Annotated in this window: 25 protein-coding genes and 2 tRNA genes; 17 read left to right on the forward strand and 10 right to left on the reverse strand. The window is 71.7% G+C overall.

What is annotated here, in order from left to right; genetic code table 11:
* Nucleotides 1-100: 100 nt before the first annotated feature.
* Both C1703_RS26465 and C1703_RS26470 read right to left on the reverse strand, forming a co-directional pair.
* Nucleotides 101-628, reverse strand: a complete 528-nt coding sequence (locus tag C1703_RS26465) for an NUDIX hydrolase (RefSeq protein ID WP_114255197.1) — start codon at nucleotides 626-628, stop codon at nucleotides 101-103.
* The gene (locus C1703_RS26470; protein ID WP_114255198.1) at nucleotides 625-2,088 is read right to left on the reverse strand and encodes a zinc-dependent metalloprotease; all 1,464 of its coding nucleotides are present in this window, start codon (nucleotides 2,086-2,088) and stop codon (nucleotides 625-627) included. The genes C1703_RS26465 and C1703_RS26470 overlap by 4 nt, the downstream gene beginning before the upstream one ends.
* Nucleotides 2,089-2,279: 191 nt before the next feature.
* On the opposite strand from C1703_RS26470, the gene C1703_RS26475 reads away from it, so the two are divergent.
* From C1703_RS26475 to C1703_RS26490, 4 genes are all read left to right on the forward strand, one after another.
* Nucleotides 2,280-3,401: an SDR family oxidoreductase gene (locus C1703_RS26475; RefSeq protein ID WP_114255199.1), complete on the forward strand. Its 1,122-nt coding sequence runs from the start codon at nucleotides 2,280-2,282 to the stop codon at nucleotides 3,399-3,401.
* Between the two features lie 93 nt (nucleotides 3,402-3,494).
* A complete protein-coding gene (locus tag C1703_RS26480) occupies nucleotides 3,495-3,956 on the forward strand; it encodes a molybdenum cofactor biosynthesis protein MoaE (protein WP_031114361.1) in 462 nt (153 codons plus the stop codon).
* Nucleotides 3,957-4,096: 140 nt separating this feature from the next.
* A complete protein-coding gene (locus C1703_RS39365; RefSeq protein ID WP_190049437.1) occupies nucleotides 4,097-4,261 on the forward strand; it encodes a hypothetical protein in 165 nt (54 codons plus the stop codon).
* A gap of 101 nt (nucleotides 4,262-4,362) precedes the next feature.
* Nucleotides 4,363-5,448: a PDZ domain-containing protein gene (locus tag C1703_RS26490; protein ID WP_114255200.1), complete on the forward strand. Its 1,086-nt coding sequence runs from the start codon at nucleotides 4,363-4,365 to the stop codon at nucleotides 5,446-5,448.
* A gap of 15 nt (nucleotides 5,449-5,463) precedes the next feature.
* Here the strand turns inward: C1703_RS26490 and C1703_RS26495 are convergent, their stop codons facing one another.
* The gene (locus tag C1703_RS26495) at nucleotides 5,464-6,006 is read right to left on the reverse strand and encodes a PPA1309 family protein (protein WP_114255201.1); all 543 of its coding nucleotides are present in this window, start codon (nucleotides 6,004-6,006) and stop codon (nucleotides 5,464-5,466) included.
* Between the two features lie 163 nt (nucleotides 6,007-6,169).
* On the opposite strand from C1703_RS26495, the gene C1703_RS26500 reads away from it, so the two are divergent.
* The 4 genes from C1703_RS26500 (at nucleotide 6,170) to C1703_RS26515 (ending at nucleotide 11,646) form a co-directional block, all read left to right on the forward strand.
* Nucleotides 6,170-9,109 carry a UPF0182 family protein gene (locus C1703_RS26500; RefSeq protein WP_198678452.1) on the forward strand — a complete coding sequence of 980 codons (2,940 nt, stop codon included), beginning with the start codon at nucleotides 6,170-6,172 and terminating at the stop codon, nucleotides 9,107-9,109.
* Between the two features lie 57 nt (nucleotides 9,110-9,166).
* Nucleotides 9,167-9,240 (forward strand) — tRNA-Met (locus C1703_RS26505).
* A gap of 234 nt (nucleotides 9,241-9,474) precedes the next feature.
* Nucleotides 9,475-11,298, forward strand: a complete 1,824-nt coding sequence (locus tag C1703_RS26510; RefSeq protein ID WP_198678276.1) for a tetratricopeptide repeat protein — start codon at nucleotides 9,475-9,477, stop codon at nucleotides 11,296-11,298.
* 274 nt (nucleotides 11,299-11,572) lie between these two features.
* Nucleotides 11,573-11,646 (forward strand) — tRNA-Met (locus C1703_RS26515).
* A gap of 173 nt (nucleotides 11,647-11,819) precedes the next feature.
* Here the strand turns inward: C1703_RS26515 and C1703_RS26520 are convergent.
* The 3 genes from C1703_RS26520 to hisN form a co-directional block, all read right to left on the reverse strand.
* A complete protein-coding gene (locus tag C1703_RS26520) occupies nucleotides 11,820-12,236 on the reverse strand; it encodes a Fur family transcriptional regulator (protein WP_114255204.1) in 417 nt (138 codons plus the stop codon).
* Nucleotides 12,237-12,360: 124 nt separating this feature from the next.
* Nucleotides 12,361-12,753 (reverse strand): CBS domain-containing protein, encoded by a 393-nt coding sequence (locus tag C1703_RS26525; protein ID WP_114255205.1) that lies wholly within the window; start codon nucleotides 12,751-12,753, stop codon nucleotides 12,361-12,363.
* Nucleotides 12,754-12,864: 111 nt separating this feature from the next.
* The gene (gene hisN / locus C1703_RS26530) at nucleotides 12,865-13,665 is read right to left on the reverse strand and encodes a histidinol-phosphatase (RefSeq protein WP_114255206.1); all 801 of its coding nucleotides are present in this window, start codon (nucleotides 13,663-13,665) and stop codon (nucleotides 12,865-12,867) included.
* Nucleotides 13,666-13,916: 251 nt separating this feature from the next.
* Between hisN and C1703_RS26535 the strand changes: the two genes are divergently transcribed.
* Entirely contained in the window at nucleotides 13,917-14,525 is a 609-nt protein-coding gene (locus tag C1703_RS26535) for a TetR/AcrR family transcriptional regulator (RefSeq protein ID WP_198678277.1), read from the forward strand.
* Between the two features lie 7 nt (nucleotides 14,526-14,532).
* Here C1703_RS26535 and C1703_RS26540 read toward each other — a convergent pair whose 3' ends face one another.
* The 4 genes from C1703_RS26540 to C1703_RS26555 all read right to left on the reverse strand — a co-directional run bounded on the left by C1703_RS26540 (nucleotide 14,533) and on the right by C1703_RS26555 (nucleotide 18,130).
* The gene (locus C1703_RS26540) at nucleotides 14,533-14,856 is read right to left on the reverse strand and encodes a multidrug efflux SMR transporter (RefSeq protein ID WP_086600180.1); all 324 of its coding nucleotides are present in this window, start codon (nucleotides 14,854-14,856) and stop codon (nucleotides 14,533-14,535) included.
* Nucleotides 14,857-14,975: 119 nt separating this feature from the next.
* A complete protein-coding gene (rsgA, locus tag C1703_RS26545; protein ID WP_114255207.1) occupies nucleotides 14,976-15,986 on the reverse strand; it encodes a ribosome small subunit-dependent GTPase A in 1,011 nt (336 codons plus the stop codon).
* A 17-nt stretch (nucleotides 15,987-16,003) separates the two neighbouring features.
* Nucleotides 16,004-17,320, reverse strand: coding sequence for a 3-phosphoshikimate 1-carboxyvinyltransferase (gene aroA, locus C1703_RS26550; RefSeq protein WP_114255208.1), 1,317 nt, complete (start codon nucleotides 17,318-17,320; stop codon nucleotides 16,004-16,006).
* Nucleotides 17,321-17,407: 87 nt separating this feature from the next.
* Nucleotides 17,408-18,130: a M50 family metallopeptidase gene (locus C1703_RS26555; RefSeq protein ID WP_114255209.1), complete on the reverse strand. Its 723-nt coding sequence runs from the start codon at nucleotides 18,128-18,130 to the stop codon at nucleotides 17,408-17,410.
* A gap of 50 nt (nucleotides 18,131-18,180) precedes the next feature.
* On the opposite strand from C1703_RS26555, the gene C1703_RS26560 reads away from it, so the two are divergent.
* The 8 genes from C1703_RS26560 to def all read left to right on the forward strand — a co-directional run bounded on the left by C1703_RS26560 (nucleotide 18,181) and on the right by def (nucleotide 25,655).
* Nucleotides 18,181-18,996, forward strand: coding sequence for an SOS response-associated peptidase (locus C1703_RS26560; RefSeq protein WP_114255210.1), 816 nt, complete (start codon nucleotides 18,181-18,183; stop codon nucleotides 18,994-18,996).
* Nucleotides 18,997-19,006: 10 nt separating this feature from the next.
* Nucleotides 19,007-19,672, forward strand: coding sequence for an alpha/beta family hydrolase (locus tag C1703_RS26565; protein ID WP_114257600.1), 666 nt, complete (start codon nucleotides 19,007-19,009; stop codon nucleotides 19,670-19,672).
* A 310-nt stretch (nucleotides 19,673-19,982) separates the two neighbouring features.
* Nucleotides 19,983-20,669, forward strand: a complete 687-nt coding sequence (sigR, locus tag C1703_RS26570; protein WP_031114384.1) for an RNA polymerase sigma factor SigR — start codon at nucleotides 19,983-19,985, stop codon at nucleotides 20,667-20,669.
* On the forward strand, nucleotides 20,666-20,977 hold the full coding sequence (gene rsrA / locus C1703_RS26575) for a mycothiol system anti-sigma-R factor (RefSeq protein ID WP_037766109.1): 312 nt from the start codon (nucleotides 20,666-20,668) through the stop codon (nucleotides 20,975-20,977). The genes sigR and rsrA overlap by 4 nt, the downstream gene beginning before the upstream one ends.
* Before the next feature lie 152 nt (nucleotides 20,978-21,129).
* Nucleotides 21,130-22,533, forward strand: a complete 1,404-nt coding sequence (locus C1703_RS26580; RefSeq protein WP_114255211.1) for an HD-GYP domain-containing protein — start codon at nucleotides 21,130-21,132, stop codon at nucleotides 22,531-22,533.
* The gene (locus C1703_RS26585) at nucleotides 22,530-23,777 is read left to right on the forward strand and encodes an HD domain-containing protein (RefSeq protein ID WP_114255212.1); all 1,248 of its coding nucleotides are present in this window, start codon (nucleotides 22,530-22,532) and stop codon (nucleotides 23,775-23,777) included. Before C1703_RS26580 ends, C1703_RS26585 begins: the two co-directional genes overlap by 4 nt.
* 114 nt (nucleotides 23,778-23,891) lie before the next feature.
* Nucleotides 23,892-24,872: a hypothetical protein gene (locus C1703_RS26590; RefSeq protein ID WP_010047594.1), complete on the forward strand. Its 981-nt coding sequence runs from the start codon at nucleotides 23,892-23,894 to the stop codon at nucleotides 24,870-24,872.
* Between the two features lie 132 nt (nucleotides 24,873-25,004).
* Complete coding sequence (gene def / locus C1703_RS26595) at nucleotides 25,005-25,655, forward strand: peptide deformylase (RefSeq protein WP_114255213.1); 651 nt, start codon at nucleotides 25,005-25,007, stop codon at nucleotides 25,653-25,655.
* Nucleotides 25,656-25,719: the final 64 nt, after the last annotated feature.

A 25,719-nucleotide genomic window follows, 5' to 3' on the forward strand; every position in this document is an offset into this window, starting at 1 on the left:
CGTGGCGCAAGGCCCGGTTATCGCCCCCCTGTGGGGGCGTGACCGACCATGGAACGGATGTAAGGGGCGACCACCTGGGCGGTCGCCCCTTACCCGAACCTCAAACCGCGAGCCTCGCCCGCGTCGCCTCCAGCAGACGTACGACCGACGTGTCGGCCACGTCCGCCACCTCGTCGTACCCGAACCAGCGCACGTCGAGCGACTCGTCGCTGATCTCGTGCGCGGCGTCCGGCGGCGCCAGAACGGCGTACTGGACGTCGAAGTGCCAGTGGCACGGCGGCGGGATCGGGTGCCGGTCCAGGCGCACCGGGCCGCCCGGCAGCAGCGAGAGCCCCGAGACGCCGGACTCCTCCGTCGCCTCCCGCAGGGCCGTCGCCGCGAGCGTGGCGTCGCCCGGCTCGCAGTGGCCGCCCATCTGGAGCCACATCCGCAGCTTCCGGTGCAGGGTCAGCAGCACCCGGCCGGCCTCGGGGTCGATCACCAGGGCGCTCGCCGTGAGGTGACCGGCGTGGCACGCCTTCCACAGGCCGTCCGGGTGATGCGCCAGGTGGTCCAGGTAGGCCTGGCGCAGGTCCGCCTGGTCCTCGTACTCCTTCAGCACGAGGACCGCGTCGTCGTACAGGCTCACTCGGCGTCGTCGCCCTTGGACTTGTCCTCGCCGCCGTCCTCGCCCGTGTCCCGCTTCCTCAGGTCGGGCTTGTCCGCCGCTTCGCCGAGCATCTTGTCCAGCTCGGAGAAGTCGATCTGCTCGCGGTGCACGAAGCCGTCCGGGTCGTCCAGGTCGGTCGCCGTCGGCAGCATGTCCGGGTGGGCCCACAGGGCGTCCCGGCCGTCGACACCGCGCGCGTCGGTGAGCGAGGCCCACAGACGGGAGGCGTCACGCAGGCGGCGCGGGCGCAGCTCCAGGCCGATCAGCGTGGCGAACGTCTGCTCGGCCGGGCCGCCCGAGGCGCGACGGCGGCGCAGCGTCTCGCGCAGGGCGTCGGCGGACGACAGGCGGGGCTTCGCGGCGGCGTGGACCACCGCGTCCACCCAGCCCTCGACGAGCGCCAGAGCCGTCTCCAGACGGGCCAGGGCGGCCTTCTGCTCGGGCGTGTCCTCCGGCTGGAACATGCCCTGCTGGAGGGCTTCCTGCAGCTGCTCGGGGTTCTGCGGGTCGAACTGGCCGACCACGTCCTCCAGCTTGGCCGTGTCCACCTTGATGCCGCGCGCGTAGCCGTCGACCGCGCCGAACAGGTGCGAGCGCAGCCACGGCACGTGCGCGAAGAGGCGCTGGTGGGCGGCCTCGCGCAGGGCGAGGTACAGCCGTACCTCCTCCTGGGGGACGCTCAGGTCCCTGCCGAACGTCTCGATGTTCACCGGCAGCAGCGCGGCCTTGCCGGCCGGGCCGAGCGGCAGGCCGATGTCGGACGAGCCGACGACCTCACCGGCGAGCACGCCGACGGCCTGTCCGATCTGCGTGCCGAACATGGCGCCGCCCATCGAGCGCATCATGCCGATCAGCGGGCCGGCCATGGCCTGCATCTCCTCCGGCAGGACGTCGCCCATGGCCGTGCCGACGCGCTCGGCGACCGGGTCGACGAGTTCCTTCCAGGCGGGCAGGGTCGCCTCGACCCACTCCGCGCGGCTCCAGGCCACGGCGGAGCCGGCGCCCGACGGCAGGGACGTGGCGTCGTCGAGCCAGAGGTCGGCGAGGCGCACGGCCTCCTCGACGGCCCGGCGCTCGGCGGGGCCGACACTCGTGTCCTTGGTGCCGTCAGGGCTGCCCTGGGAGACCGTCTGGCGGGCGATCTGCTTGGCCATGTCCCAGTTCACCGGGCCGCCCTCGTAGGAGAGCATCTGGCCCAGCTGCTGGAACGCGGCGCCCAGGTCGGTGGGGTTCAGCGAGCCGAACATGGCTGCGAACGGATTGTCCGCACCGGGGCCGCCGGGTCCGCCGCCAAAGCCTCCGGCTCCGGGCAGGCCGCCGAAACCGAACGGGTTGGCAGGTCCCTGACCACCACCGCTCTGCTGGTCCTTCTTCTTGCCCTCGTCGCCGTCGTCCGGCTCCTCCGGCGGAAGGCCGAATCCGAATGGGGTGTCACTCACGGGATTCCTCGGCTGGTAGGGCCGCCGGTTCTTTCCGGCGGCACGGCTGCCCGACAACACCACCCAGCGTAGACACCTGGGGCGGATCGGGCCTCGGTGCTTCGCCGACTGACAGCCTGCGGCAGGATGGATGCCACCTGGTACGCACGCGTCGCACGCGCTCGTACGAAGACAACCGCTGGAGACGCCCGGTGAGTTCCCCAGATCCGCAGGTTCGCGCAGCGCGAAACCAGTCAACCAGTTCCGCGAGCCCCGCGGCGCGCGGGCCCGTCGTCGCGGTCACCGGCGCCGCGTACGGCGTCGGAGCGCTGCTCACGGAGCAGCTCGCCGCGTCCGACGAGGTCAAGCAGGTCGTGGCCATCGACGAGCGGCGCGGCGAGTGCGCGGCGGCGCAGTGGCACATCCTGGACGTCCGGGACCCGGCCATCGCGGACAAGCTGCGCGGCGCCGACGTGGTGGTCCACCTGGCCCTCGACCTCGACCTGGAGACCGACGCGGCCGCCCGAACGGCCTACAACGTACGGGGGACGCAGACCGTCCTGACGGCGGCCGCGGCGGCCGGCGTGCACCGGGTGGTGCTGTGCACCTCGGCGATGGTCTACGGGGCACTGCCGGACAACGAGCTGCCGCTGTCGGAGGACGCGGAACTGCGCGCCACGGCGGAGGCGACGGGCGTCGGCGACCTGCTGGAGATCGAGCGGCTGGCGCGGCGGGCGCCGCGGGCCCACCCGGGGCTCAACGTCACGGTGGTGCGGCCGGCCGTCCTGGTGGGCGGCACGGACACCGCTCTGACCAGGTACTTCGAGTCCCCTCGGCTGCTGGTCGTCGCCGGGTCGCGGCCCGCGTGGCAGTTCTGCCACGTCGAGGACCTGTGCAGCGCGCTGGAGTACGCCGTCCTGGAGAAGGTCGACGGGGAACTCGCCGTCGGGTGCGACGGGTGGCTGGAGCAGGAGGAAGTGGAGGAGCTCAGCGGCATCCGGCGGATGGAACTGCCGTCGGCGGTCGCCCTGGGCGCGGCGGCACGGCTGCACCGGATCGGACTCACGCCCTCTCCGGCGGGGGACCTGGCGTACACGATGTACCCCTGGGTGGTGAGCGGGAGCCGGCTGCACGACGCCGGGTGGCGGCCGCGGTACACCAACGAGGAGGTGCTGGCGGAGCTCCTCGAGGAGGTCTCCGGCCGGCACACGGTGGCCGGGCGGCGGCTGGGCCGCAAGGACGCGACGGCCGCGGGTGCCGCGGGCGCGACCGTGGCGCTGCTGGGTGCGGCGGCGGTGGTCCGGCGAGCCCGGAAGGCCCGGCGGCGGATCTGACCGACGCCCTGTAGGACACTCCAAACGCGCACGCGCGCGTGCCGGTCGATAGCTCTATTCCGGGCTGTCGGTCCTGTGCGGCACGATGGAGGCATGGCATCCACGAACGATCATCCAGGCGAGCAGGGCGCGCAGGACCCGGTCAAGCTGATCGGGATTCGGGACACGGCCCTCTCCGTGGACGAGGTGTTCCGGGCGGTCGGGGACGACGCGGCCGGCGGCACCGCGCTGTTCGTGGGGACCGTGCGGAACCACGACGGCGGAGCCGACGTGGCGGAGCTGGGCTATTCGTGCCACCCCAGTGCCGAGGCCGAGATGCGGCGGATCGCCGAGAAGGTCGTCGCCGAGTTCCCGGTGCGAGCGCTGGCGGCCGTGCACCGGGTGGGGGACCTCCGGGTCGGTGACCTCGCCGTGGTCGTCGCCGTCTCGTGTCCGCATCGCGGCGAGGCCTTCGAGGCCTGCCGCAAGCTGATCGACGACCTCAAGCACGAGGTGCCCATCTGGAAGCACCAGAGGTTCTCCGACGGCACCGAGGAGTGGGTCGGCGCCTGCTGACCGGAACCGGCCGGAGACCCGGTGATTCCGGAAGCCGCCTTCCGGTTGCGTAACCGCACCCCTGGCGTGAGCGTTGTCACTGCGGATGGTTAATCTGCTGATCAGTCAGTTGCGGACGCTCAATGGGGTTGGAGGTCGGCATGGCGGCGCTCGCCTGGTTGCTGATTCCGCTTGTGGCTGCGATCGGCGCGGGCCTGTGGGGCAGTTGGGCCAACCGGACCCGCAAGGTCCGCGGAGACGGCCCCGAGCTCATCGGTTACGCCCGCTTCCGCGAGGCCATGGAGAAGCCCCGGCCGGGTAGCTGACGGCCGAGAAACAGCAGGTCACAGAGGTATGAGCGGGCAGGGCCGCCCCGGACGGGCGGCCCTGACGGTGCGCTGACAGAACCGTCCCGTACTGTCGAGTCATGCCACGCCGCACTGCGACGATGCTCGCCTCCACCCTGATGCTGATCGCGCTTCTGTGCGCGGGAGTGTTCATCCCCGTGCCGTACTCGGAGATGTCCCCGGGGCCGACGGTGAACACGCTCGGCGATCACGACGGCGAGCCGGTGCTGCAGATCGCCGGACACAAGACGTACGCCACCAGCGGCCACCTGAACATGACCACGGTCCGCGTCACGAGCGCCGACTACCGGATGAACCTGGTGGAGGCCGTCTACGGCTGGCTCGCGCACGACAACAAGGTCGTGCCGCACGAGACGCTCTACCCGGACGGCAAGACCGAGGAGCAGTCCACCCAGGAGAACGCCGAGGAGTTCAGCCAGTCCCAGGAGAGCGCCAAGGTCGCCGCCCTGAAGGAACTCGACGTGCCGGTGAAGTCATGGGTGATCGTCTCGACGGTCGTCAAGGACTCCCCGGCCGAGGGCAAGCTGCACGCCGGAGACGTGATCAAGGCCGTGGACGGCACGGCGGTCAAGGAGCCGGCCGACGTCGCGAAGCTGGTCACCGAGCACAAGCCCGGCCAGGACGTCCGCTTCACGATCGTGCCGGCCAAGGAGCAGGCCGCCGCGGAGAAGGAGAAGCGGACGCCGACGAGGACGCAGGACATCACCATCACCACCACGACGTCCGACGACGCGGGTGAGAAGCGCGCCATCGTCGGGATCTCCGCCGGGACCGACCACACGTTCCCCTTCACCATCGACATCAAGCTGGCCGACGTCGGCGGACCGAGCGCGGGTCTGATGTTCGCGCTCGGCATCTACGACAAGCTCACGCCGGGCAGCCTGACCGGAGGCAAGTTCGTGGCCGGGACCGGCACGATCGACGACGAGGGCAAGGTCGGCCCGATCGGCGGCATCGAGATGAAGACCGTCGGCGCGCGGGCCAAGGGCGCCCAGTACTTCCTGACGCCCGCCGACAACTGCGCGGCCGCCGCCAAGGACACCCCCGAGGGCCTCACCCTCGTCAAGGTGGACACCATCCAGGACGCCCTCGGCGCCCTGAAGGACATCCGCAGCGGCGACACCGCCGATCTGCCGAAGTGCTGATCCGGACGACGGACGCTAGTCCTCGAACGTCGCGGTCAGCGCCTCGGCCAGGCCCGGGACCAGGTCGGAGCCGGTGAGGACCTCCGTGGGGGAGTCCTTCTCGCGCAGGCGCAGGGCCGACTCGCGGGTGCCGTCACGCAGGACCGCGACCGTCATGCGGACCTCCTGGCGGTCCGGGTGCTCCGCCACCCACTTCGTCAGCGCCGCCTCGCTCAGATCCTTCGGGACCTGCGCCTCCGCGGACGGCGGCAGCATCAGGCGCTCCACGGCGAGGGCGCAGCCGCCCACCGCGTCGGGCCAGGCGATGGTGGCGAGGAACTCGTCGAGCGGCTTGCCCGTTGGAATTTCGTCCTGCTCGATCGGGGTGAGGCCGGGGCTTTCCGGCTCGTCCCCGAGACCGAGCCGGTCGGCGAGCGAGGGCTGTTCGGCCCGTAGCCGTGCGGTGTCGACGAGGGCGAAGAGGCGGGCAGGCTGGTCCCAGCCGAGGCCGGAGACGTACTCGTCGATCTCGAGCACGGCCCGGGTGAGCGGGTTAGCAGCCATGGGAGTGTTGGACATGGTCACAATCCTCTCTCGTTCCTGGCCGGAATCGGGAACCGAGTAAACGGTGAGTAAGTTGCATAGGTGGGGGCCCACGATCACGGGGGCCACAGACGGTCCGTGAAGACGCGGGCCTGACGAATCAACAGCGAACTTCGAGGTGCGCACCTTGGCTTTCCAGATGCCGGACCGCGGCGGAGGCCCGACAGGGCCGCGGATCAGAGTGGGCCGCCCGTCCCGGCGTGTCCGGACCCTGCTCATGACGCTGGGCGTCCTGGCCGTCCTCGGCATGGCGTTCACCATGTTCGCGGGCTTTTGGACGGACTGGCTCTGGTACCGGTCGGTGAAGTACTCCTCGGTCTTCACCACGACCCTGTGGACCAAGATCGGGCTCTTCTTCGTCTTCGGCCTGCTCATGGCCCTCGCGGTCGGCGTCAACATCTGGCTGGCGCACCGGCTGCGGCCACCGCTGAGCGCCATGTCGATGGAGCAGCAGAACCTCGACCGCTACCGCATGAGCATCGCGCCCTACAAGAAGTGGCTGCTGCTCGGGATCACGGCCCTGGTCGGCCTGATCGCCGGTGCCTCCGCGTCCGGCCAGTGGCGGACGTGGCTCATGTGGGTCAACGGCGTGCCCTTCGGCCAGAAGGACCCGCAGTTCAAGCTGGACGTCTCCTTCTACGCCTTCGACCTGCCCTGGTACCGGTTCCTGCTCGGCTTCGGCTTCGCCGCCACGATCCTGTCCGTGATCGCCGCCGCGCTCACCCACTACCTGTACGGCGGACTGCGCGTCACCAGCCCCGGCGCCCGCGCCACGGCGGCGGCCACCGGGCACCTGTCGGTGCTCATCGGCATCTTCGTGGCCCTGAAGGCGGTCGCCTACTGGCTCGACCGGTACGGACTCGCGGTGAAGTCCAGCGACTTCAGGGCGACCGACAACTGGACGGGCCTGAGGTACGTCGACGCCAACGCCTACCTGCCGGCCAAGACGATCCTGTTCTGCATCGCCGTCATCTGCGCGCTGCTGTTCTTCGCCACCCTGTGGCGGCGCACCTGGCAGCTGCCCGTGATCGGCTTCGGCCTGATGGTCCTCTCCGCGATCCTCATCGGCGGCCTCTACCCGGCGATCGTGCAGAAGTTCCAGGTCCAGCCGAACGAGCAGGCCAAGGAAGCGCCGTACGTCGAGAAGAACCTCGAGGCGACCCGCAAGGCCTACGGCATCGACGGCACCCAGGTCACCGACTACTCCGGCACGAGCAAGACGGAGGACAAGACCACGCTCCGCGATGACGTCGACTCCACGGCGAGCATCCGGATCATGGACCCGAACATCGTCTCGCCGACGTTCCAGCAGCTCCAGCAGATCAGGAACTACTACGCGTTCCCGACCAACCTGGACGTGGACCGCTACGCCAAGGACGGCAAGGACCAGGACACGGTCATCGGCCTGCGTGAGCTGAACCTCGCGGGCATCCCGAAGAAGAACTGGATCAACAACCACTTCCGTTACACGCACGGCTACGGAGTGGTCGCCGCCGAGGGCACCAGCGCCGACGCCCAGGGCCGCCCGGTCTTCACGGAGTCCGACCTGCCCTCCAAGGGCCAGCTCGGCACGTACGAGCAGCGGGTCTACTACGGCGAGAAGACCACCACGTACTCGATCGTCGGCGGTCCCCAGAAGGAGATCGACTACTCCGACGACAACGGCGAGAAGACCACCAGCTACAAGGGCGACAGCGGGGTCAACCTCTCCAACCCGGTCAACCGGGCCGCGTACGCGGTGGCGTTCGGCGAGCCGCAGATCCTGTACTCCGGCGCCATCGGCGACGGCTCGCGGATCCTGTACAACCGCACGCCGAAGGAGCGCGTCGAGGCGGTCGCCCCCTGGCTGACCATCGACGGCGACGCCTACCCGGCGGTCGTGGACGGCCGGATCCAGTGGATCGTCGACGCGTACACGACGACGAACGGCTACCCGTACTCCTCGCGCACGACCCTCGGTGACACCACGGCCGACTCGCTGACCGCCACCAACGACAACCGCGCGGTGGTGGCCCAGCAGAACCAGGTCAATTACATCCGCAACTCGGTGAAGGCGACCGTCGACGCGTACACCGGCGAGGTCAAGCTCTTCCAGTGGGACACCAAGGACCCCGTCCTGAAGACCTGGATGAAGGCCTTCCCGGGCACGGTGGAGCCCAAGAGCGACATCTCCAAGTCGCTGATGGACCACCTGCGATACCCCCAGGACCTGTTCAAGGTCCAGCGGGAGCTGCTCACGCGCTACCACGTGAAGGACGCGACGACGTTCCTCAGCGGCAGCGAGGTGTGGCAGGTGCCGGACGACCCGACGAACCGGTCGGGCAGCGCGGTGCCGCCGTACTACCTGAGCATGAAGATGCCCGACCAGAAGGCGCAGGCGTTCTCGCTGACGACGACCTTCACGCCCAACGGCCGGGACAACCTCAGCGCCTTCATGGCGGTCGACGCCGAGGCCGGCACCAGTGACTACGGCAAGATCAGAATCCTGAAACTGCCGACGAACACGACGGTCAACGGCCCCAAGCAGGTCCAGAGCCAGTTCAACTCCCAAGAGGACATCGCCGAGTCCATCAGGCTCCTGAGAGGCGGCGACTCCGAAGTCGAGTACGGCAACCTGCTGACGGTGCCGCTCGACGGAGGACTGCTGTACGTGGAGCCGGTCTACGTACGCGGTGGTGGACTGAAGTACCCGCTGCTGCGCAAGGTGCTGGTCACCTACGGAGGCCAGACCGCCTTCGAGAACACGCTCGAGGAGGCCCTCAACAAGGTCTTCGGAGCGGAGGGCGCCACCCCGGAGCCGCCGGACGAGGGCGACACGACGACACCGCCGCCGACGTCCGACGACCCCACGGTCAAGCAGGCCCTGGAAGACGCCCAGAAGGCGTTCGACGCGGGCCAGGAGGCCCTGAAGAAGAACGACTGGGAGGCGTACGGCCGGGCGCAGGAGGACCTGGAGGACGCCCTGCGGCGGGCCGAGGAGGCGCAGGCCGCGGCGGACCGGGCCGAGGCCCGAGGGGGCGGCGAGAGCAAGCCCGGCAGCAGCCCGAGCGGCAGCCCCAGCCCGAAGCCGAGCAGTTAGGGCCTGGCCTGGTGAAATGGCCCATCCCGCGCCGTGATACGGTGGTGAACACAACGGCGCGGGGTGGAGCAGCTCGGTAGCTCGCTGGGCTCATAACCCAGAGGTCGCAGGTTCAAATCCTGTCCCCGCTACTGAAGTCGCGATGTCCGAGTGACGCAGCGGCCACGAAGGCCCGGATTCCACAAAGGAATCCGGGCCTTCGTGATGTGTGAACGCATGTCCTGGTGCAGGTTGCGGCCGCGCCGCCGGGGGGAGTTGGCCGATCTGTGTTTGACTTGTCGTTCTGTGGGCATGTCGACAAAACGCTGTAGTGACCTCACTGGCTGCGGTATACCAGGTGTACCCAGGTTGCAGGTGGTGCGACGATGGACGTTATGGGGGACAAGGCAACTCTGTTCGAGACAGGGCGTTTTGTGCAGCCTTCCAGCCGGGAGGACACCGACACCCCGGACGACGCCGGGGAACTCGCCGACGAGGCAGCCGAGGAGCTGCGTCAGCGGCTCGCCGCGGAGGCCGGTGACGTCGAGGCGATGAGTGTTCTCGGGGCCATGCTGCTGCGCCGCGGTGATCTCGACGGTGCCGAGCCCCATCTGCGTGCCGCTACCGCCGCGGGCGACCGGGCCGCCGCCAACAACCTGGGCGTCCTCCTCCACCAGCGGGGTTACGCCGACGAGGCCGCCGGATGGTGGCGGATCGCCGCCGTCGCCGGATCCGCGGCCGCCGCGCATGCCCTCGGCCGGCACCACCGCGAGCGCGGTGACGAACCCGCCGCCGAGTACTGGCTGCGCCAGTCCGCCGAACAGGGCCACACGCTGGGCGCGTACGCCCTCGCCGATCTGCTGGAGCACCGCGGTGACGCCGCGGCCGAGCAGTGGATGCGGGTCGCGGCCGAGCGCGGGCACCGGGAGGCCGCGTACCGGCTGGCGCGGGCACTGGACCGCCGGGCGGCGCGGGAAACCGACGGTGACAACGGTGTCCAGGCGTCCGACGAGGTCGAGCTGTGGTACCGGCAGGCCGCCGCGCGCGGCCACCGGCGCGCCGCGCTGCACCTCGGGACCATCCTGGAGAGGCGCGGCGAGCTCAAGGAGGCCGGCCGCTGGTACCTGACGTCCGCCAAGGACGGCGAGCCGCGGGCCGCCTGCGCGCTCGGCTTCCTGCTGCGCGACGCGGGCGACACGGAGAACGCCGCCGTGTGGTGGCTGCGGGCCGCGCAGGACGGCGACGGCAACGCGGCGAACGCGCTCGGCGCGCTGCACGCCGAGCGGGGCGAGACCCAGACCGCCGAGCGCTGGTACCGGGCCGCGATGGACGCGGGCGATGTGAACGGCGCCTACAACCTCGGGCTGCTCTGCGCCGAGCAGGGGCGCACCGCGCAGGCCGAGCAGTGGTACCGGCGCGCGGCCTACGCCGGGCACCGGGAGGCCGCGAACGCGCTGGCGATCCTGCTGCTGCGGGGCGGGGACGAGACGGGCGCGGAGCCGTGGTTCTCCAAGGCCGCCGAGGCCGGGAGCGTCGACGCCGCGTTCAACCTGGGCATCCTGCACGCCGGGCGGGGCGAGGAGAAGGCCGCGCTGCGCTGGTACGAGCGGGCGGCGGCCGCCGGGCACACGGAGGCCGCGCTCCAGGTCGGCATGGCCCGGCTGCGGGACGGCGACGAGCAGGAGGCCGAGCGGCATCTGCGGTGTGCGGCCGGGGGCGGGAGCGCGGAGGCCGCGTACCGGCTGGCGACCGTGCTCGACGCGCGCAGACCGCCGGAGCCGGCGCACGAGCTGGGGGAGCCGGTGCACCGGCGGAGCGAGTGCGAGGAGTGGTACGAGCGTGCCGCCTCGCAGGGGCACCGGCGGGCGCAGGTCCGGGTGGGCATGCTGGCGGCGGCCCGGGGCGATGTCGTCGAGGCGGCCCGGTGGTACCGGGAGGCGGCCGAGGCCGGGTCCCGCAACGGGGCGTTCAATCTCGGGCTGCTGCTGGCCCGGGAGGGGAGTGAGCCCGAGGCGGCGGTGTGGTGGACGCGGGCGGCTGACGCGGGGCACGGGCGGGCGGCGTTGCGGCTGGCCCTGGTCTACGCGCGTCGGGGTGAGCTGGCGGAAGGGCAGCGGTGGGCCGATCGGGCGGTGTCGCTGGGGCCGGCGTCGGTGGCTGAGCGGGCGGCTCGGTTGCGGGACGCGCTGCGGCAGGAGCTGTCTGCTTGAGGCCGGGCTCTGCCGGGGTGTGCGCGGCGTGGGGCCGGGGTGGTGGTGCTCGGCGTCGGGGCTGGGGGCGGGTGGATGCGCAGCCCGGCGTGGCGGGGTGCCGCTGCGCCCACCTCGTGCCGCCCCAGCGGCACGACTGCCCGCAGCTGAGGGGCGCGGTTCTGCGGGCGGCGGCTTGCCGCCCAGCGGGAGCAGTCGTCCGGGGCTGAGCCGGAGGGGCTCGTTAAGCGATTTGCATCTGTGCTCGTCGTTGACGTAACGTTGCATTCACCGACGCGGGGTGGAGCAGCTCGGTAGCTCGCTGGGCTCATAACCCAGAGGTCGCAGGTTCAAATCCTGTCCCCGCTACTGAAGGCCGAGGGCCGGAATCCGAAAGGGTTTCGGCCCTCGGTGTGTCCAGCGGCGATGCCCCACGGCCCTCCTCGTACAGATCGACCGCGCGGGCGCCCCGGCCGACAGCGCGAAGCCCCGGCACCCATCGCGGCCGGGGCTGTCGGAGTCGGGGCTCTCGCGTGCGAAGGCTAGGCGGCCGCGCAGTTCGGGCAGACGCCGCGGTACGTCACCTCGACGTCCGAGACCGTGAAGCCGAAGCGCTCGGAGTCGGGGAGGTCCGCCAGGGGGTCGCCGACCGGGTGCACGTCCCGGATCGCGCCGCACCGGGCGCAGACCAGGTGGTGGTGCGGCTGGTGGGCGTTCGGGTCGTACCGCTTGGCGCGCTGGTCGGTGGAGACCTCCAGCACCTCGCCGAGGGAGACGAGCTCACCGAGCGTGTTGTAGACGGTCGCCCGGGAGATCTCGGGCAGCTTGGCGACGGCCCGGGCGTGGACCTCGTCGGCCGTCAGATGGACGTGTTCGCCGTCGAGGACCTCGGCCACGACGCGCCGCTGCGCGGTCATCCGCCATCCGCGTCCGCGCAGGCGTTCCAGAAGGTCACTCATGGCCACCAGCCTAACAGCTAAGGGGACCAGGTTCCGAACATGTGTGATATTAGAGCCTTGCTTGATTTGGACAAAGTCCATGGTGGGATCGAGAACGGCTCCGGACCGCTGCCCGTCCGTGCCGTCAGGCGGGCACCTGCTGTCGTGCCGGGGCCCAGCAGCGGATGATGTCGCGGACCGAGACGATGCCGGCGGGTTCGCCGCCGTCCAGCACGATGAGGTGCCGGAAACCGCCGTGCGCCATGGCGCCGGCCGCCTCCTCCAGGGTCCAGGCCGGAGCGGCGAACACGACGTCGTTGGTGGTGTGGGCGTGGGCGCGTTCGGTGTCCGGGTCCTGGCCGAGGCCCACGGAGTTGAGGATGTCGCGTTCGGTGAGGATGCCGATGCCGCCGGCGTCCGGGTCGTGGACCACGGCCGCGCCGACCCGGCGGGCGGACATCAGCGCGGCGGCCTGGCGGAGCGTGTGGGTCGGGCCGATGGTGAGGACGACGGTGCTCATGGCGTCACGGACAAGCATGGATGGAGCCACCTCCTGGGAGTGTCCCCGCCGTTTGTTCAGCGTTTCACAAGTTCACAAGTGGGGGGACTCTCAGAGTGGCAGGCAAAGGGACGGTCAACAAGAGGGCGTTCAGTAGCGCTGGTTGAGATACCCGAGCAACTCGTCGTGCAGCAGGCCGTTCGACGCGGCCGCGTTGCCGCTGTGCGGGCCCGGGCGGCCGTCGAGTCCGGTGAAGCTGCCCCCGGCCTCCGTGACGATGATCGCGTTGGCGGCCATGTCCCACAGGGACAGCTCCGGCTCGGCGCACATGTCGACGGAGCCCTCCGCGACCATCATGTACGGCCAGAAGTCGCCGTACGCGCGGGTGCGCCACACCTCGCGGGTCAGGTCCAGGAAGCCGTCCAGCCGGCCCTGCTCCTCCCAGCCGCTGAGCGAGGAGTACGCGAAGGACGCGTCGGAGAGCTTGGAGACGCGGGAGACCTGCAGCCGGGAGGCCTTGGTGAGGCTGCGGCCGGAGAACGCGCCGTGGCCCTTCGCGGCCCACCAGCGGCGGCCGAGGGCGGGGGCGGAGACGACGCCGACGACGGGTTGGAAGCCGCCCTCGCCGGCCTCCATGAGGGAGATGAGGGTGGCCCAGACGGGGACGCCGCGCACGTAGTTCTTGGTGCCGTCGATCGGGTCGATCACCCAGCGGCGGGGGCCGGTGCCCTCGACGCCGTACTCCTCGCCGAGGATCGCGTCCCGGGGGCGGGCGCGCTGGAGCTGGCCGCGGATGAGTTCTTCCGCGGCCTTGTCCGCTTCGCTCACCGGGGTCATGTCCGGTTTGGTCTCGACCTTGAGGTCGAGGGCCTTGAACCGGTCCGTCGTCGCGGCGTCCGCGGCGTCGGCGAGGACGTGGGCGAAGCGCAGGTCGTCGAGGTAGTCGGGCATGTGACGAACCTATCTGCCGAGGTGGGGGTGGGGCTACCGCGGGTTTGTGAGGGTGGGGGAGTGGTCGGGTGACGTGCTGCGGGGTACTCGGCGCCGGGGCAGGGCGAGGGTGGCCGGGGAAAGGTCGTGGGGAGGCCCAACGCCCCGCGCGACACGGCCGAAACGCGCCCCCGCGTGCCTTCGCGAACCCTTGACAGTGGTTTCACGCGCGTCAAATCTGGGCGCAGAGCCGCTCGCCCCAAGGGGAGGCGATGATGCCTGCAGCGCGGGAATCCCTACTGGACGCCGCCTTCACGGCGCTGGCGCGCCGGCCGTGGTCCGCTGTGCGGATGGTGGACGTGGCCGCGGCGGCCGGAGTGTCCCGGCAGACGCTGTACAACGAGTTCGGCAGCAAGGACGGACTCGCCCGGGCGCTGGTGAGAAGGGAAGCCGACGGCTATCTCGCCGGGGTCGACCGCGCCCTCGCCGGGCACAGCGACCCGCGCGACCGGCTCACCGCCACCGCCGAGTGGACCATCTCCGCGGCCCGGGACAACGCCCTCGTCAGGGCCATGCTCACCGGCTGCTGGAGCGAACGGCTGCCCTTCCCGGCCCTGTCGGCCGTCCCGTCCACCTCCGCCGTGCCGGCCCAGCGCCGGGCCGACGGCCCCCTGCCCTCGCCCGGCGACTTCGTCGCCCTCGTCCGCGACCGGGCCGTCTCGGTCCTGGCCGGGCCGGGCACACCCAAGTCCGACACCGCGGACCTGGCCCGCACCTGTGAACTCGCCGTCCGGCTCGCGCTGTCCTGCGTGGCCGCGCCACCCGGCGAGGGCGGCGTCGCCGACCTGGTCCGCAGCGCCCTGCACCGGCAACCCGGTTGACGGCCCGTCAGTGCGCCGAGCCCGACAACTGCAGCCCGATCACGCCGATGATGACCAGGCTGATCGACACGATCTTCAGCGTCGACACCAGGTCACCCAGGAACACCATGCCGTAGATCGCCGTCCCCGCCGCACCGATGCCGGTCCACACGGCGTAGGCGGGCCCCACGTCGAGCTTCTTCAGCGCCAGGGTGAGCAGACCGAAGCTGCCGAGGGCGAAGACGCAGAACGCGATCGTCGGCCAGAGCCGGGTGAAGCCGTGCGACAACTTCAGGCACACGGCGAAGCCGGTCTCCAGCAACCCGGCCACGATGACCAGCAGCCACGCCATGTGTCGTCCTCCCGTAGCCCACGTTCAGTGACCGCTTCGTCGCGTTTTGCTCAGGCTTGCATCCGGCTTGGTGCGATTATGCACTTACCGTCCGCACGCCATCACAAACAACGCGGAGGTCAGTCGCCTTCCTTGCGCTCCCGTGTGGCCAGCAGCCGCCGCAGCGAGTACAGCCGGGCCGGGTCGGCGTGCCCCTCGGCGACCCAGGCGTCCAGCGCGCAGTCCGGCTCGTCGTGACTGCACGCGCGCGGACAGCCCTCGGTGCCCGGCTCCAGGTCCGGGAAGGCGTGGATGACCCGGGACGGATCGACGTGGTTGAGCCCGAAGGACCGCACGCCCGGCGTGTCGATGACCCAGCCGTCGCCGCCCGCCAGCGGCAGCGCCAGCGCCGAGGTGGTGGTGTGCCGGCCACGGCCCGTCACCGCGTTCACATGCCCCGTCGAACGCCGTCGCTCCTGCGGCACCAGCGCGTTGACCAGGGTCGTCTTGCCGACCCCGGAGTGCCCGACGAACGCGGTGATCTTGCCGTCGAGCTGCTCGCGCACCCGCTCGACGGCGGCGCCGGACTCCAGTTCCGCGCGGCTGGTGACGACGTAGGGGATGTCGAGGTCGCCGTAGAGCTCCAGCAGCTTCTCGGGCGGGGCGAGGTCCGACTTGGTGAGCACCAGCAGCGGTTCCAGGCCACCGTCGTAGGCGGCGACCAGACAGCGGTCGATCAGGCGGGGGCGGGGCTCCGGGTCGGCCAGGGCGGTGACGACGGCCAGCTGGTCGGCGTTGGCGACGACCACCCGCTCGTACGGGTCGTCGTCGTCCGCCGTGCGGCGCAGTACGGACGTGCGCTCCTCGATGCGCACGATCCTCGCCAGCGTGTCCTTCTTCCCGGACATGTCGCCCACGAGGGCGACCCGGTCGCCGACCACCGCGGCCTTGCGGCCCAGTTCACGGGCCTTCATCGCCATGACGACCCGGTCCTCGACGAGGCAGGTCAGCCGGCCCCGGTCGACGGTGAGGACGAGCCCCTCGGCGGCGTCCTCGTGCTTGGGCCGGATGTTCGTCCGGGGGCGGGTGTTCCGGCGGCCCGGGCGGGTGCGGATGTCGTCCTCGTCGGTGTGCTTGCCGTAGCGGCGCATGACCTGGTCCCCGCGTCCTACGCCCCGAGCATCCCGGTCCACAGGTCGGGGAAGTCGGGCAGGGTCTTGGCGGTCGTCGCCACGTTCTCGATCTGCACGCCCTCCACCGCGAGGCCGATGATCGCGCCGGCCGTGGCCATGCGGTGGTCGTCGTAGGTGTGGAAGATCCCGCCGTGCAGCCGGCGCGGGCGGATGTGCAGGCCGTCGGCCGTCTCCGTGACGTCACCGCCGAGTTCGTTGATCTCCTTGGTCAGCGCCGCCAGCCGGTCCGTCTCGTGCAGGCGCAGGTGGGCCACGCCGCGCAGGGTCGAGGGGGAGTCGGCGAGGGCCGCGACGGCCGCGATGCCCGGCGTCAGCTCGCCGACCTCGCTCAGGTCGACATCGATGCCGTGGACCACGCCGGAGCCGCTGAACACCAGCCCGTACTCGGTCAGTTCGCAGGAGCCGCCCATCTCGGTGAAGATCTCGCGCAGCCGGTCACCGGGCTGGGTGGTGCGGGCCGGCCAGTCCGGGATGACGACCTTGCCGCCCGTGACCAGCGCCGCCGCCAGGAAAGGCTGGGCGTTGGACAGGTCCGGCTCGATGACCAGGTCCCGGCCGAGCAGGGCGCCCGGCGTGACCCGCCAGACGTTCGGCTCGCCGCCCGACTCGGGCGTGTCCACCTGGGCGCCGACCGCGCGCAGCATGTCCACGGTCATGCGGATGTGCGGCAGGGAGGGCAGCGTGGCGCCCGTGTGGCGGACCTCGACGCCCTGGTTGAAGCGCGGGCCGGACAGCAGCAGGGCGCTCACGAACTGCGACGAGGAGGAGGCGTCGATCGAGACCGGGCCGCCGTCCAGGGCACCGCCGCCGTGCACGGTCAGCGGCAGCGCGCCGCGGCCGTCGTCGTCGATCCGGGCGCCGAGCTGGCGCAGCGCGTCGATGACGCCGTTCAGCGGGCGCTCGTAGGAGCGGGGGTCGCCGTCGAAGCGGACAGGGCCGTCGGCGAGCGCGGCGACCGGCGGCAGGAACCGCATCACCGTGCCCGCGTTGCCGACGTCGACCGTGGCCGGACCGCGCAGGCCCGTGGGGAGCACACGCCAGGCCTCGCCCGTGCCGTCGGGGCCCACGCCCTCCTCGATCTCGATCCCCATCGCGCGCAGCGCGCCCGCCATCAGCAGGGTGTCGCGCGAGCGCAGGGGGCGGCGCAGCCAGCCGGGCTCCGAGGCGAGGGAGGCGAGGACCAGGGCGCGGTTGGTGACCGACTTGGACCCGGGCACGTGGACCGTCGCGTCGACGGCTCCGCTCGCGTGCGGGGCGGGCCAGAGGGCGGTGTCTGCGGTGTTCGGGGCCATGCCTTTACTTTATAAGCAGGCCGTCGCCGGAGTGGGGCGCCGTCGGGGCCGGTCGCGCCCGCGCGGCGCAGCGGTGCCCGTCCCCGGTCACAGCTCCAGCAGCCAGCGCCCGCCGCCGATCAGCGAGCACAGCGACACCGCGTGGAACAGGAAGAACCACAGCGCCGCCGGTACGTGCGTCAGCCGTGACAGCTGGTCCGCGTCCGAGTCGCCCGCCCCGCCCCGCGCCCGCTTCGCCTGGAGTTCGAACGCCGGGCGCACCCCGCCGATCAGCAGGAACCACACCACCGCGTACGCGAACGCCGCCTGCACCTGGGGACCGGCCAGCCACGACACCAGGACGAACAGGCCGCCGGTGACGATCATCGTCAGGGCGCCGTAGGCGTTGCGGATCATCACGAGCATGGCCAGCAGCAGGGCCGTCGCCAGCCACAGCAGGAGCGTGATCCGGCCGGCGCCGAGCAGGGCCGCGCCGCCGAGGCCCAGCAGGGGCGGGGCGGTGTAGCCGGAGGCCGCGGTGAGGATCATGCCGATGCCGTACGGCTTGCCGCGGCTGACGGTCAGGCCGCTGGTGTCCGAGTGCAGCCGTATGCCCGTGAGGGTGCGGCCGCTGAGCAGGGCCACCAGTCCGTGGCCGCCCTCGTGGGCGATGGTGATGGCGTTGCGCGAGATGCGCCACAGGCCGTGCGGGACCACCACGGCGAGCGCGGCGACCAGAGTCGCGATCACCACCCACAGGTCGGGGTCGGGCTGGGTGCCGGACACCTCGTCCCAGAGGGAGGCGAGCGAGGCGGTTGCGGTGCTGTCCATGTGCGGCGATGGCTCCCTGTGGTCGGATGGAATCTGGCAGTGTGGCACGTATGTGCGGACGGTATGCGGCGAGTCGTAGGCCAGAGGATCTCGCAGGAATCTTTGAGATCGAGAAGTGGGAGCCCGAGGAGACCCTCGAGCCCGACTACAACGTGGCGCCCACCAAGGAGGTGTACGCCGTCCTGGACCGCCCCCTGAAAGACGCGGACGACCCGCGGCCGGTTCGCCAGCTGCGCACGCTGAAGTGGGGGCTCGTCCCGTCCTGGTCGAAGACCCCCGAGGGCGGCGCCCGGATGATCAACGCACGCGCGGAGACCGTCCACGAGAAGCCCTCCTACCGCCGTGCCTTCACCTCCCGGCGCTGCATCCTGCCCGCCGACGGCTATTACGAGTGGGTCACCGGCACGCAGGAGCGCGAGCTGGAGGTGGAGGGGAAGAAGAAGCGGCCCCGCAAGCAGCCGTACTTCGTGACCCCGGCGGACGGGTCGGTCTTCGCGATGGCCGGGCTGTACGAGTTCTGGCGGGACCGGACGCTGCCGGACGACCACCCGCAGGCCTGGTGGGTGACCTGTTCCGTCATCACCACCGAGGCCGAGCAGAGCCCGCTCGCCGTCGCCCCGGCCGAGGGGCCGCGGGCGCTGGCCGACATCCACCCCCGGATGCCGCTGATGCTCACGCCCGACCGTTGGGACGCCTGGCTCGACCCCTCCCGCACGGACGCCGACGACCTGCGCGAGCTGCTCGCCCCGCCGCCCGCCGGGCTGATGCGCGCCTACCCCGTCACCACGGCCGTCAGCAACGTCCGCAACAACGGACCGGACCTGCTGAAGGAGCTGGAAGGGCCCGAAGAGGGCACACTCTTCTGACGTGACGCATGTGACCGATGTGACCAGCGGGGCGAACGTGGCCGAGGAGAACACCGAGACCGTCGAGACCGAGGCCGGAACCGCGCGCATCACCTGGCACCGGGCGGAGCGGGCCCGGCTCGTGCTCGCCGTCAGCCACGGCGCCGGCGGCGGTATCGAGGCGCGCGACCTGAAGGCCCTGGCCGAGGTCCTGCCCGCGCACGGCGTGACCGTGGCCCGCGTCGAGCAGCCCTGGCGCGTGGCCGGGAAGAAGCTGGCGCCCGCGCCCAGGACCCTGGACACCGGCTGGCGCGGCATCTGGCCCGCGCTGGCCGCGCCGGGACTGCCCGTGATCTCCGGCGGGCGCAGCGCCGGGGCCCGGGTCGCCTGCCGTACCGCCACCGAGCTGGGCGCCCACGCCGTGCTCGCCCTCAGCTTCCCGCTCCATCCGCCCGGCAAGCCGGAGAAGTCCCGCGCCGAGGAGCTGCTGGGCGCCGGGGTGCCCACCCTGGTCGTCCAGGGCGGCAACGACCCGTTCGGCAAGCCCGGGGAGTTCCCCGAGGGCGCCTACGCACTCGTGGAGGTCCCGTACGGAGACCACGGCTTCGCCGTGCCCAAACGTGCGGAGATCTCGCAGGACGAGGCCGTGGCGGTCATCACGGACGCGGTCGTGGAGTGGACCGGGTCACTCGGGTAAAGCTTCGGGAATGCCGGGGCGGTGGTCGCTGTTGTGCGGGACGTACGTGCTGGAGACCAGCACCGACGTCGTAGGAGAGGGAGTCCGCCGCATGGGTTCGACCATCTGCCCGCCCGTCACCCGCCACCACCCCGTGGACGGGCTGCGCCCGGCAGAACTTGATTCGACCCGCAGCAGCCGCGCCGACCTGGACTGGACGGTGCTGCACGCGGGCAAGACCGCCCCTGTTCGGGCGGCGGGCGGACCGGATCGTCGTCTATCCTCCGATTCGGGTGAGACCGGTCTCGGTCTCACGAGAACACTGGAGGAGGTGGGTCCGGTCACTGGGACCGACGCAGGGACCGAACACGGCCAGGCGGAGCAGCCCGAGGGCCAGGGCGGCACGGGCGCGGAGACGGCCGCGGAGCGCAGCGCGCGCTTCGAGCGGGACGCGCTCGAGTTCCTCGACCAGATGTACTCGGCCGCGCTGCGCATGACGCGCAACCCGGCCGACGCCGAGGACCTGGTGCAGGAGACGTACGCCAAGGCGTACGCGTCCTTCCACCAGTTCCGCGAGGGCACCAACCTCAAGGCGTGGCTGTACCGGATCCTCACCAACACCTTCATCAACTCGTACCGCAAGAAGCAGCGCGAACCGCAGCGCTCGGCTGCCGAGGAGATCGAGGACTGGCAGCTCGCCCGCGCCGAGTCGCACATGTCGACCGGTCTGCGCTCCGCGGAGTCGCAGGCGCTCGACCACCTGCCCGACTCGGACGTGAAGGAAGCGCTCCAGGCGATTCCCGAGGAGTTCCGCATCGCCGTCTACCTGGCGGACGTCGAGGGCTTTGCCTACAAGGAGATCGCCGACATCATGGGGACACCCATCGGTACGGTGATGTCCCGGCTGCACCGGGGCCGCCGTCAGCTGCGCGGCATGCTGGAGGACTACGCCCGCGAGCGGGGGATGGTTCCGGCCGGCGCCGGAGAGTCGAACGAAGCGAAAGGCTCGGGGTCATGAGCTGCGGAGAGCCGCACGAGACGGATTGCAGCGAAATCCTCGATCATCTCTACGAGTTCCTCGACCGTGAGATGCCGGACTCGGACTGCGTGAAGTTCGAGCACCACTTCGAGGAGTGCTCGCCCTGTCTTGAGAAGTACGGGCTCGAACAGGCCGTGAAGAAGCTGGTCAAGCGCTGCTGCGGACATGACGACGTGCCGGGTGACCTGCGCGCCAAGGTCATGGGGCGGATCGAGCTGATCCGCTCCGGCCAGGCCGTCCCCGAGCAGGACGTCACGGCCTCGCCCGCCACACCGCAGGAGTCCTGAGACTCCCGCGCTTGTCGACTGCCCCGCCCGAGGGCGGGTAGTCATCCTCGAACGCGTCACTCGAACGTGCTAACCCGCGGGTCATCCACCCGCGCAGCCCCCCGCCACCGTCCTAGGCTCCGGGCCTGACGGACATGGCCGGGGAGGGGCTCATGGAAGCGGTACCGGCGCGGGTACGCACGTACGTCGCCTGTGTCGCCGTCGCGGCCCTGCTCTGCCTGCTGCCCCTGCCGGGCATCCGCACGCCCTGGTGGGCGGTGGCACTGCTCGCCGCGCTGTACGCGGGCTGCGAGCGCGTCGCCCGGTCCCGGTTCGTCGGGATCTCCCATCCGGCCGGGACCTTCTACCCCGTGCTCCTCGCCGGTGCCTTCCTGCTGCCCGCGCCCGCCGCCGCCCTGGTGGCGGTGCCCGGCGCGCTCCTCTCCCAGGTCGAGCAGCGGCCCGTGACGCTGCGGCGGATCTGGCGGGCCGCCCAGCTCGTCCTCGGCGTGTGGGCCGCGGCCAGGACGCACTGGCTGCTCGGCGGCCGGGACGCGGTCGCCGCGGGCGACGTCCCCTACGCGCTCGGCCCGGCCGGGGCGGCCGTGCTGGCGTTCTGCCTGGTGCTCGCCCTGCTGGACGGCGGCATCCTCGCCGTGGCGGAGCGGGTGCCCGTGCGGCGGGCCTGGCGGGGGCTGGTGGCGCGCTCCCTCGCGCCGATCGCCGTGCACGGGCTCGCCGGGCTGATGATGGCCGTGCTGTGGCGCAGCCCCTACGGCCACGTGGCCGCCCTGCTCGTGCTGCTGCCGATGTGCGTCTCGTGGTGGGCGTTCGCCCAGTACCACCGCGAACGGGCCGCCCACCAGGCGACCATCCGGGCCCTGGTCCAGGCCGTCGACATCAAGGACGGGTACACCCGCGGGCACAGCGAACGCGTCGGACAGGCCTCCATGATGATCGCCCGCGAGCTCGGCATGGACGACGAGCGCGTCGAGGTGCTCCGCTTCGCCGGCATCCTGCACGACGTGGGCAAGCTCGGCGTGCCCACCCGGCTGCTCCGCAAGAACGGGCCGCTGACGCCCGAGGAGCGGCGGGTGATCGAGCTGCACCCCGAGTACGGGCACGAGATGGTGCGCGGCATCGGTTTCCTCGGAGAGGCCCGGGCCGCCGTGCTGCACCACCACGAACGGCTGGACGGCAGCGGCTACCCGTACGGGCTGGTGGGTCGTCAGATCCCCGAGTCCGCACGGGTCGTGGCGGTCGCGGACGCCTTCGACGCCATGACCTCCACCCGCTGCTACAGCAGGGCCCGGCCCGTCCCGGTGGCCCTGGCGGAGCTGGAGCGGTGCGCGGGCAGCCAGTTCGATCCCGTGATGGTGGCCGCTCTCGTCGAGGCGGTGGGGCGGACGGGGTGGCGCCCCGCGGTGACCGCCGACGACTCCGAGGGCACCCAGGACTCCGAGGACACCCAGGACTCCGAGAGCACCCAGGAGACAGGGGGCGCGCAGGGCGCCCGCCCCGCGCGCGTGCCCCCGCCCGGCGCCCCCGTCTCCGGCCGGCCCGGAGCACACCGATGAGCGGCCATCGGCAGCCCCCGCTCCTCACCCTCGTCCACACCTGTGCCGCCCTCCTCGCCGCCGGATCCCTCGCGGTCACCCTCTACAGCGGACTCGAGGAACGCCGGGTCGCCCTCGCCTTCGGCGTCCTCGTCACCGTCGGGGAACTCGCCCGGCGCAACGACGCCCAGGTCAGGGAGCCCGCGCCGCTCGGCGCCGCCGCGGCCCTGTCGTACGCGCTGCTCGGGGAGGCCGGCGGGCGGGCCACCCACCACGGCCTCGCCCAGGTCGTCGCCGTCGTCCTGGCCGCCTCGCTGCTCGGCAGCGTGCCGCACGTCGCACGCGGCCAGGGGCCCACGCTCGACCACCTGGCGCGCCGCGTCCTCACCGTCGGCTTCGTCGCCGTGTGCTTCCAGCCCCCGTACAACCGCGGCATGTTCGACGACTGGGGCGGCCCCGCCTACGCGCTGCTGCTGCTCGCGCTGCTGTCCCTGACCGCCCTGTGCGACGCGGTGCTCGCCGCCGCCCTGGCCCACTCCCGCACCGGCTGGCCCTTCGGGCCGGTGCTGCGGGACGAACTGCGCGCCCTGTACGGCATCGGCTCCGCCGTCATCGCGACCGGGGCGGTGATGGCGCTGGCGGTCGCCGTCGTGGGGTTGTGGGCGCTGCCCGTCTTCTCCGTGCCGCTGCTGCTCGCCCAGATGTCGTTCCGGCGGTACGCGGCCGTCCGGGCGACCTACCGGCAGACCATCGCCTCCCTCGCCCGGGCCACCGAGGTCGCCGGATACACCCCGGCCGGGCACGCCCGGCGCGTCGCCGCGCTCAGCCAGGCCGTCGGGCGGGACCTGGGCCTGACCGAGCCCGAGCTGACCGTGCTGGAGTACGCCGCGCTCATGCACGACATCGGCCAGCTCAGCCTCGTCGACCCGGTGCCGGCGGGCGCCACCGCCGGCCTGCCCGCCGCGGAGCAGCGGCGCATCGCGCTGCTCGGCGGCGCCGTCGTACGGCAGACGGGGGTCGACGAGGCCGTCGCCGTGGTCGTGGAGCGGCAGGCCGACCCGTACGCGGAGCAGCCGCTCGCCGCCCGGATCGTCCGGGCCGTGAACGCGTACGAGGAGAAGTCCCGGGAAGGCGGGCCGGGCGGGCCGCTGACGGCGCTGGAGGAACTCCGGCTCGCCACCGCCGGGGAGTACGCCCCGGAGGTGGTGGAATCACTGGCCCGGGTCCTGGCAAGGAGCAGTCTGACCCTGCCCCTGGCTGGGTAACCCATGGGTAATGAGCGCCCCGGAGGCCGTACGTGGTTGGATGCGAAGGAGAAGGTGTCCGGGGGCTCGAAGCACGGCTACGGCCAGCCCACCGCACGGAACTGGCAGGGAATCGTGAGGATCTTCGGCAAGGGACGGCACCGGCCCTCCGCCTCCTGGCGGCAGGCCACAGACCGGGCGTTCACGCTCATCGGCGACGGCCGGTACGAGGACGCGGGCGCACTGCTGACACGTGCCGCCGACCTCGAGCCCTGGCTGTCCGAGTCCTGGTTCAACCTCGCCCTGCTGCACAAGTTCCGGCACGACTGGGAGCAGGCGCGGGCGGCGGGCCTGAGGGCCGTGGCGCTGCTCGACCGGGACACCGGGGCGCCCGACTGGTGGAACGTCGGCATCGCCGCCACCGCCCTGCAGGACTGGCCGCTGGCCCGGCGCGCCTGGCAGGCCTACGGGCTGCGGGTGCCGGGCGCGGCCAACGACTCCGGCGAGCCCGTCGGCATGGACCTCGGCAGCGCGGCCGTGCGGCTGTCCCCGGAGGGGGAGGCCGAGGTCGTGTGGGGGCGGCGGCTGGATCCCGCGCGGATCGAGGTGCTGTCGATCCCGCTGCCGTCGTCGGGGCGGCGCTGGGGCGAGGTCGTGCTGCACGACGGGGTGCCGCACGGGGAGCGGACCACGGCCGCCGGGCACACGTACCCGGTCTTCGACGAGATCGAGCTGTGGGCGCCGTCTCCGGTGCCGACCTGGGTGGTGCTGCTGGAGGCCGCGACGGAGTCGGACCGGGACGCGCTGGAGCAGCTGGCCGCGGACGCCGGGTTCGCCGCGGAGGACTGGTCCTCTTCGGTGCGGTTGCTGTGCCGGATGTGCTCGGAGTCGCGGATGCCGTCGGACGAAGGGGACGGGGAGCATCTGGATCCGCACGATCACAGTGAGCCGGGGCATCCCGGGCCGCTGGGGCATCGGACGGACGGGCAGCTGTGGGTTCCCGAGCGGGAGTGCGGGCTGGCCGCGCCGGCTTCGCTGGTTCGGGGGTTGCTGGACGGGTGGGTGGCCGACAGTCCGGATTCCCGGGATTGGCGGGATCTGGAAGAGGTCTGTTAGCCCCGTTGCCGGGTGCCGGGTCGTCGGGGCTGGTCGCGCGGTTCCCCGCGCCCCCAGGAATCGGCGTCCGACACCCGCGTAACCTGTATCAGCATCTCAGCCCGGTCAGTTTCAGGAAGGCGTACGGACGTCATGGCTCAGCAGGACACCGATCAGCAGCGCGCGGGCGTGCTCCCCGTCGATGACGAGGGGTACGTGATCGACACGGAGGACTGCGAGGAGCGCGAGGCGGCCTGGCGGGAGCGGGGTACCTCGCGGCCGATCACGGTGGTCGGGAACCCGGTGCTGCACAAGGAGTGCAAGGACGTCACCGACTTCGGCGAGGAGCTCCAGCAGCTCGTCGCGGACATGTTCGCCAGCCAGCGCACCGCCGAGGGCGTGGGCCTGGCCGCCAACCAGATCGGCGTTGACGCGAAGGTCTTCGTCTACGACTGCCCGGACGACGAGGGCGTGCGGCACACCGGTGTCGTCTGCAACCCCAAGCTCGTCGAACTGCCCGCCGAGAAGCGCCGGCTCGACGACAGCAACGAGGGCTGCCTGTCGGTGCCGACCGCGTACGCGCCGCTCGCCCGGCCCGACTACGCCGAGGTCACCGGGCAGGACGAGCAGGGCAACCCGATCAAGGTGCGCGGCACCGGATACTTCGCTCGGTGTTTGCAGCACGAGACCGACCACCTGTACGGATACCTGTACATCGACCGGCTCTCCAAGCGCGAGCGCAAGGACGCCCTGCGGCAGATGGCCGAGAACGAGCCCCGCTACCCCGTGGTCGCGAACGACTGAGACCCCAGCCTCACCAGGCGCACGGCGTCTGTTCGGGTTTCCCACCCTGAACAGGCGCCGTTCG

Origin of the sequence: Streptomyces sp. Go-475, from assembly GCF_003330845.1 — a bacterium.
Lineage (GTDB): Bacteria > Actinomycetota > Actinomycetes > Streptomycetales > Streptomycetaceae > Streptomyces.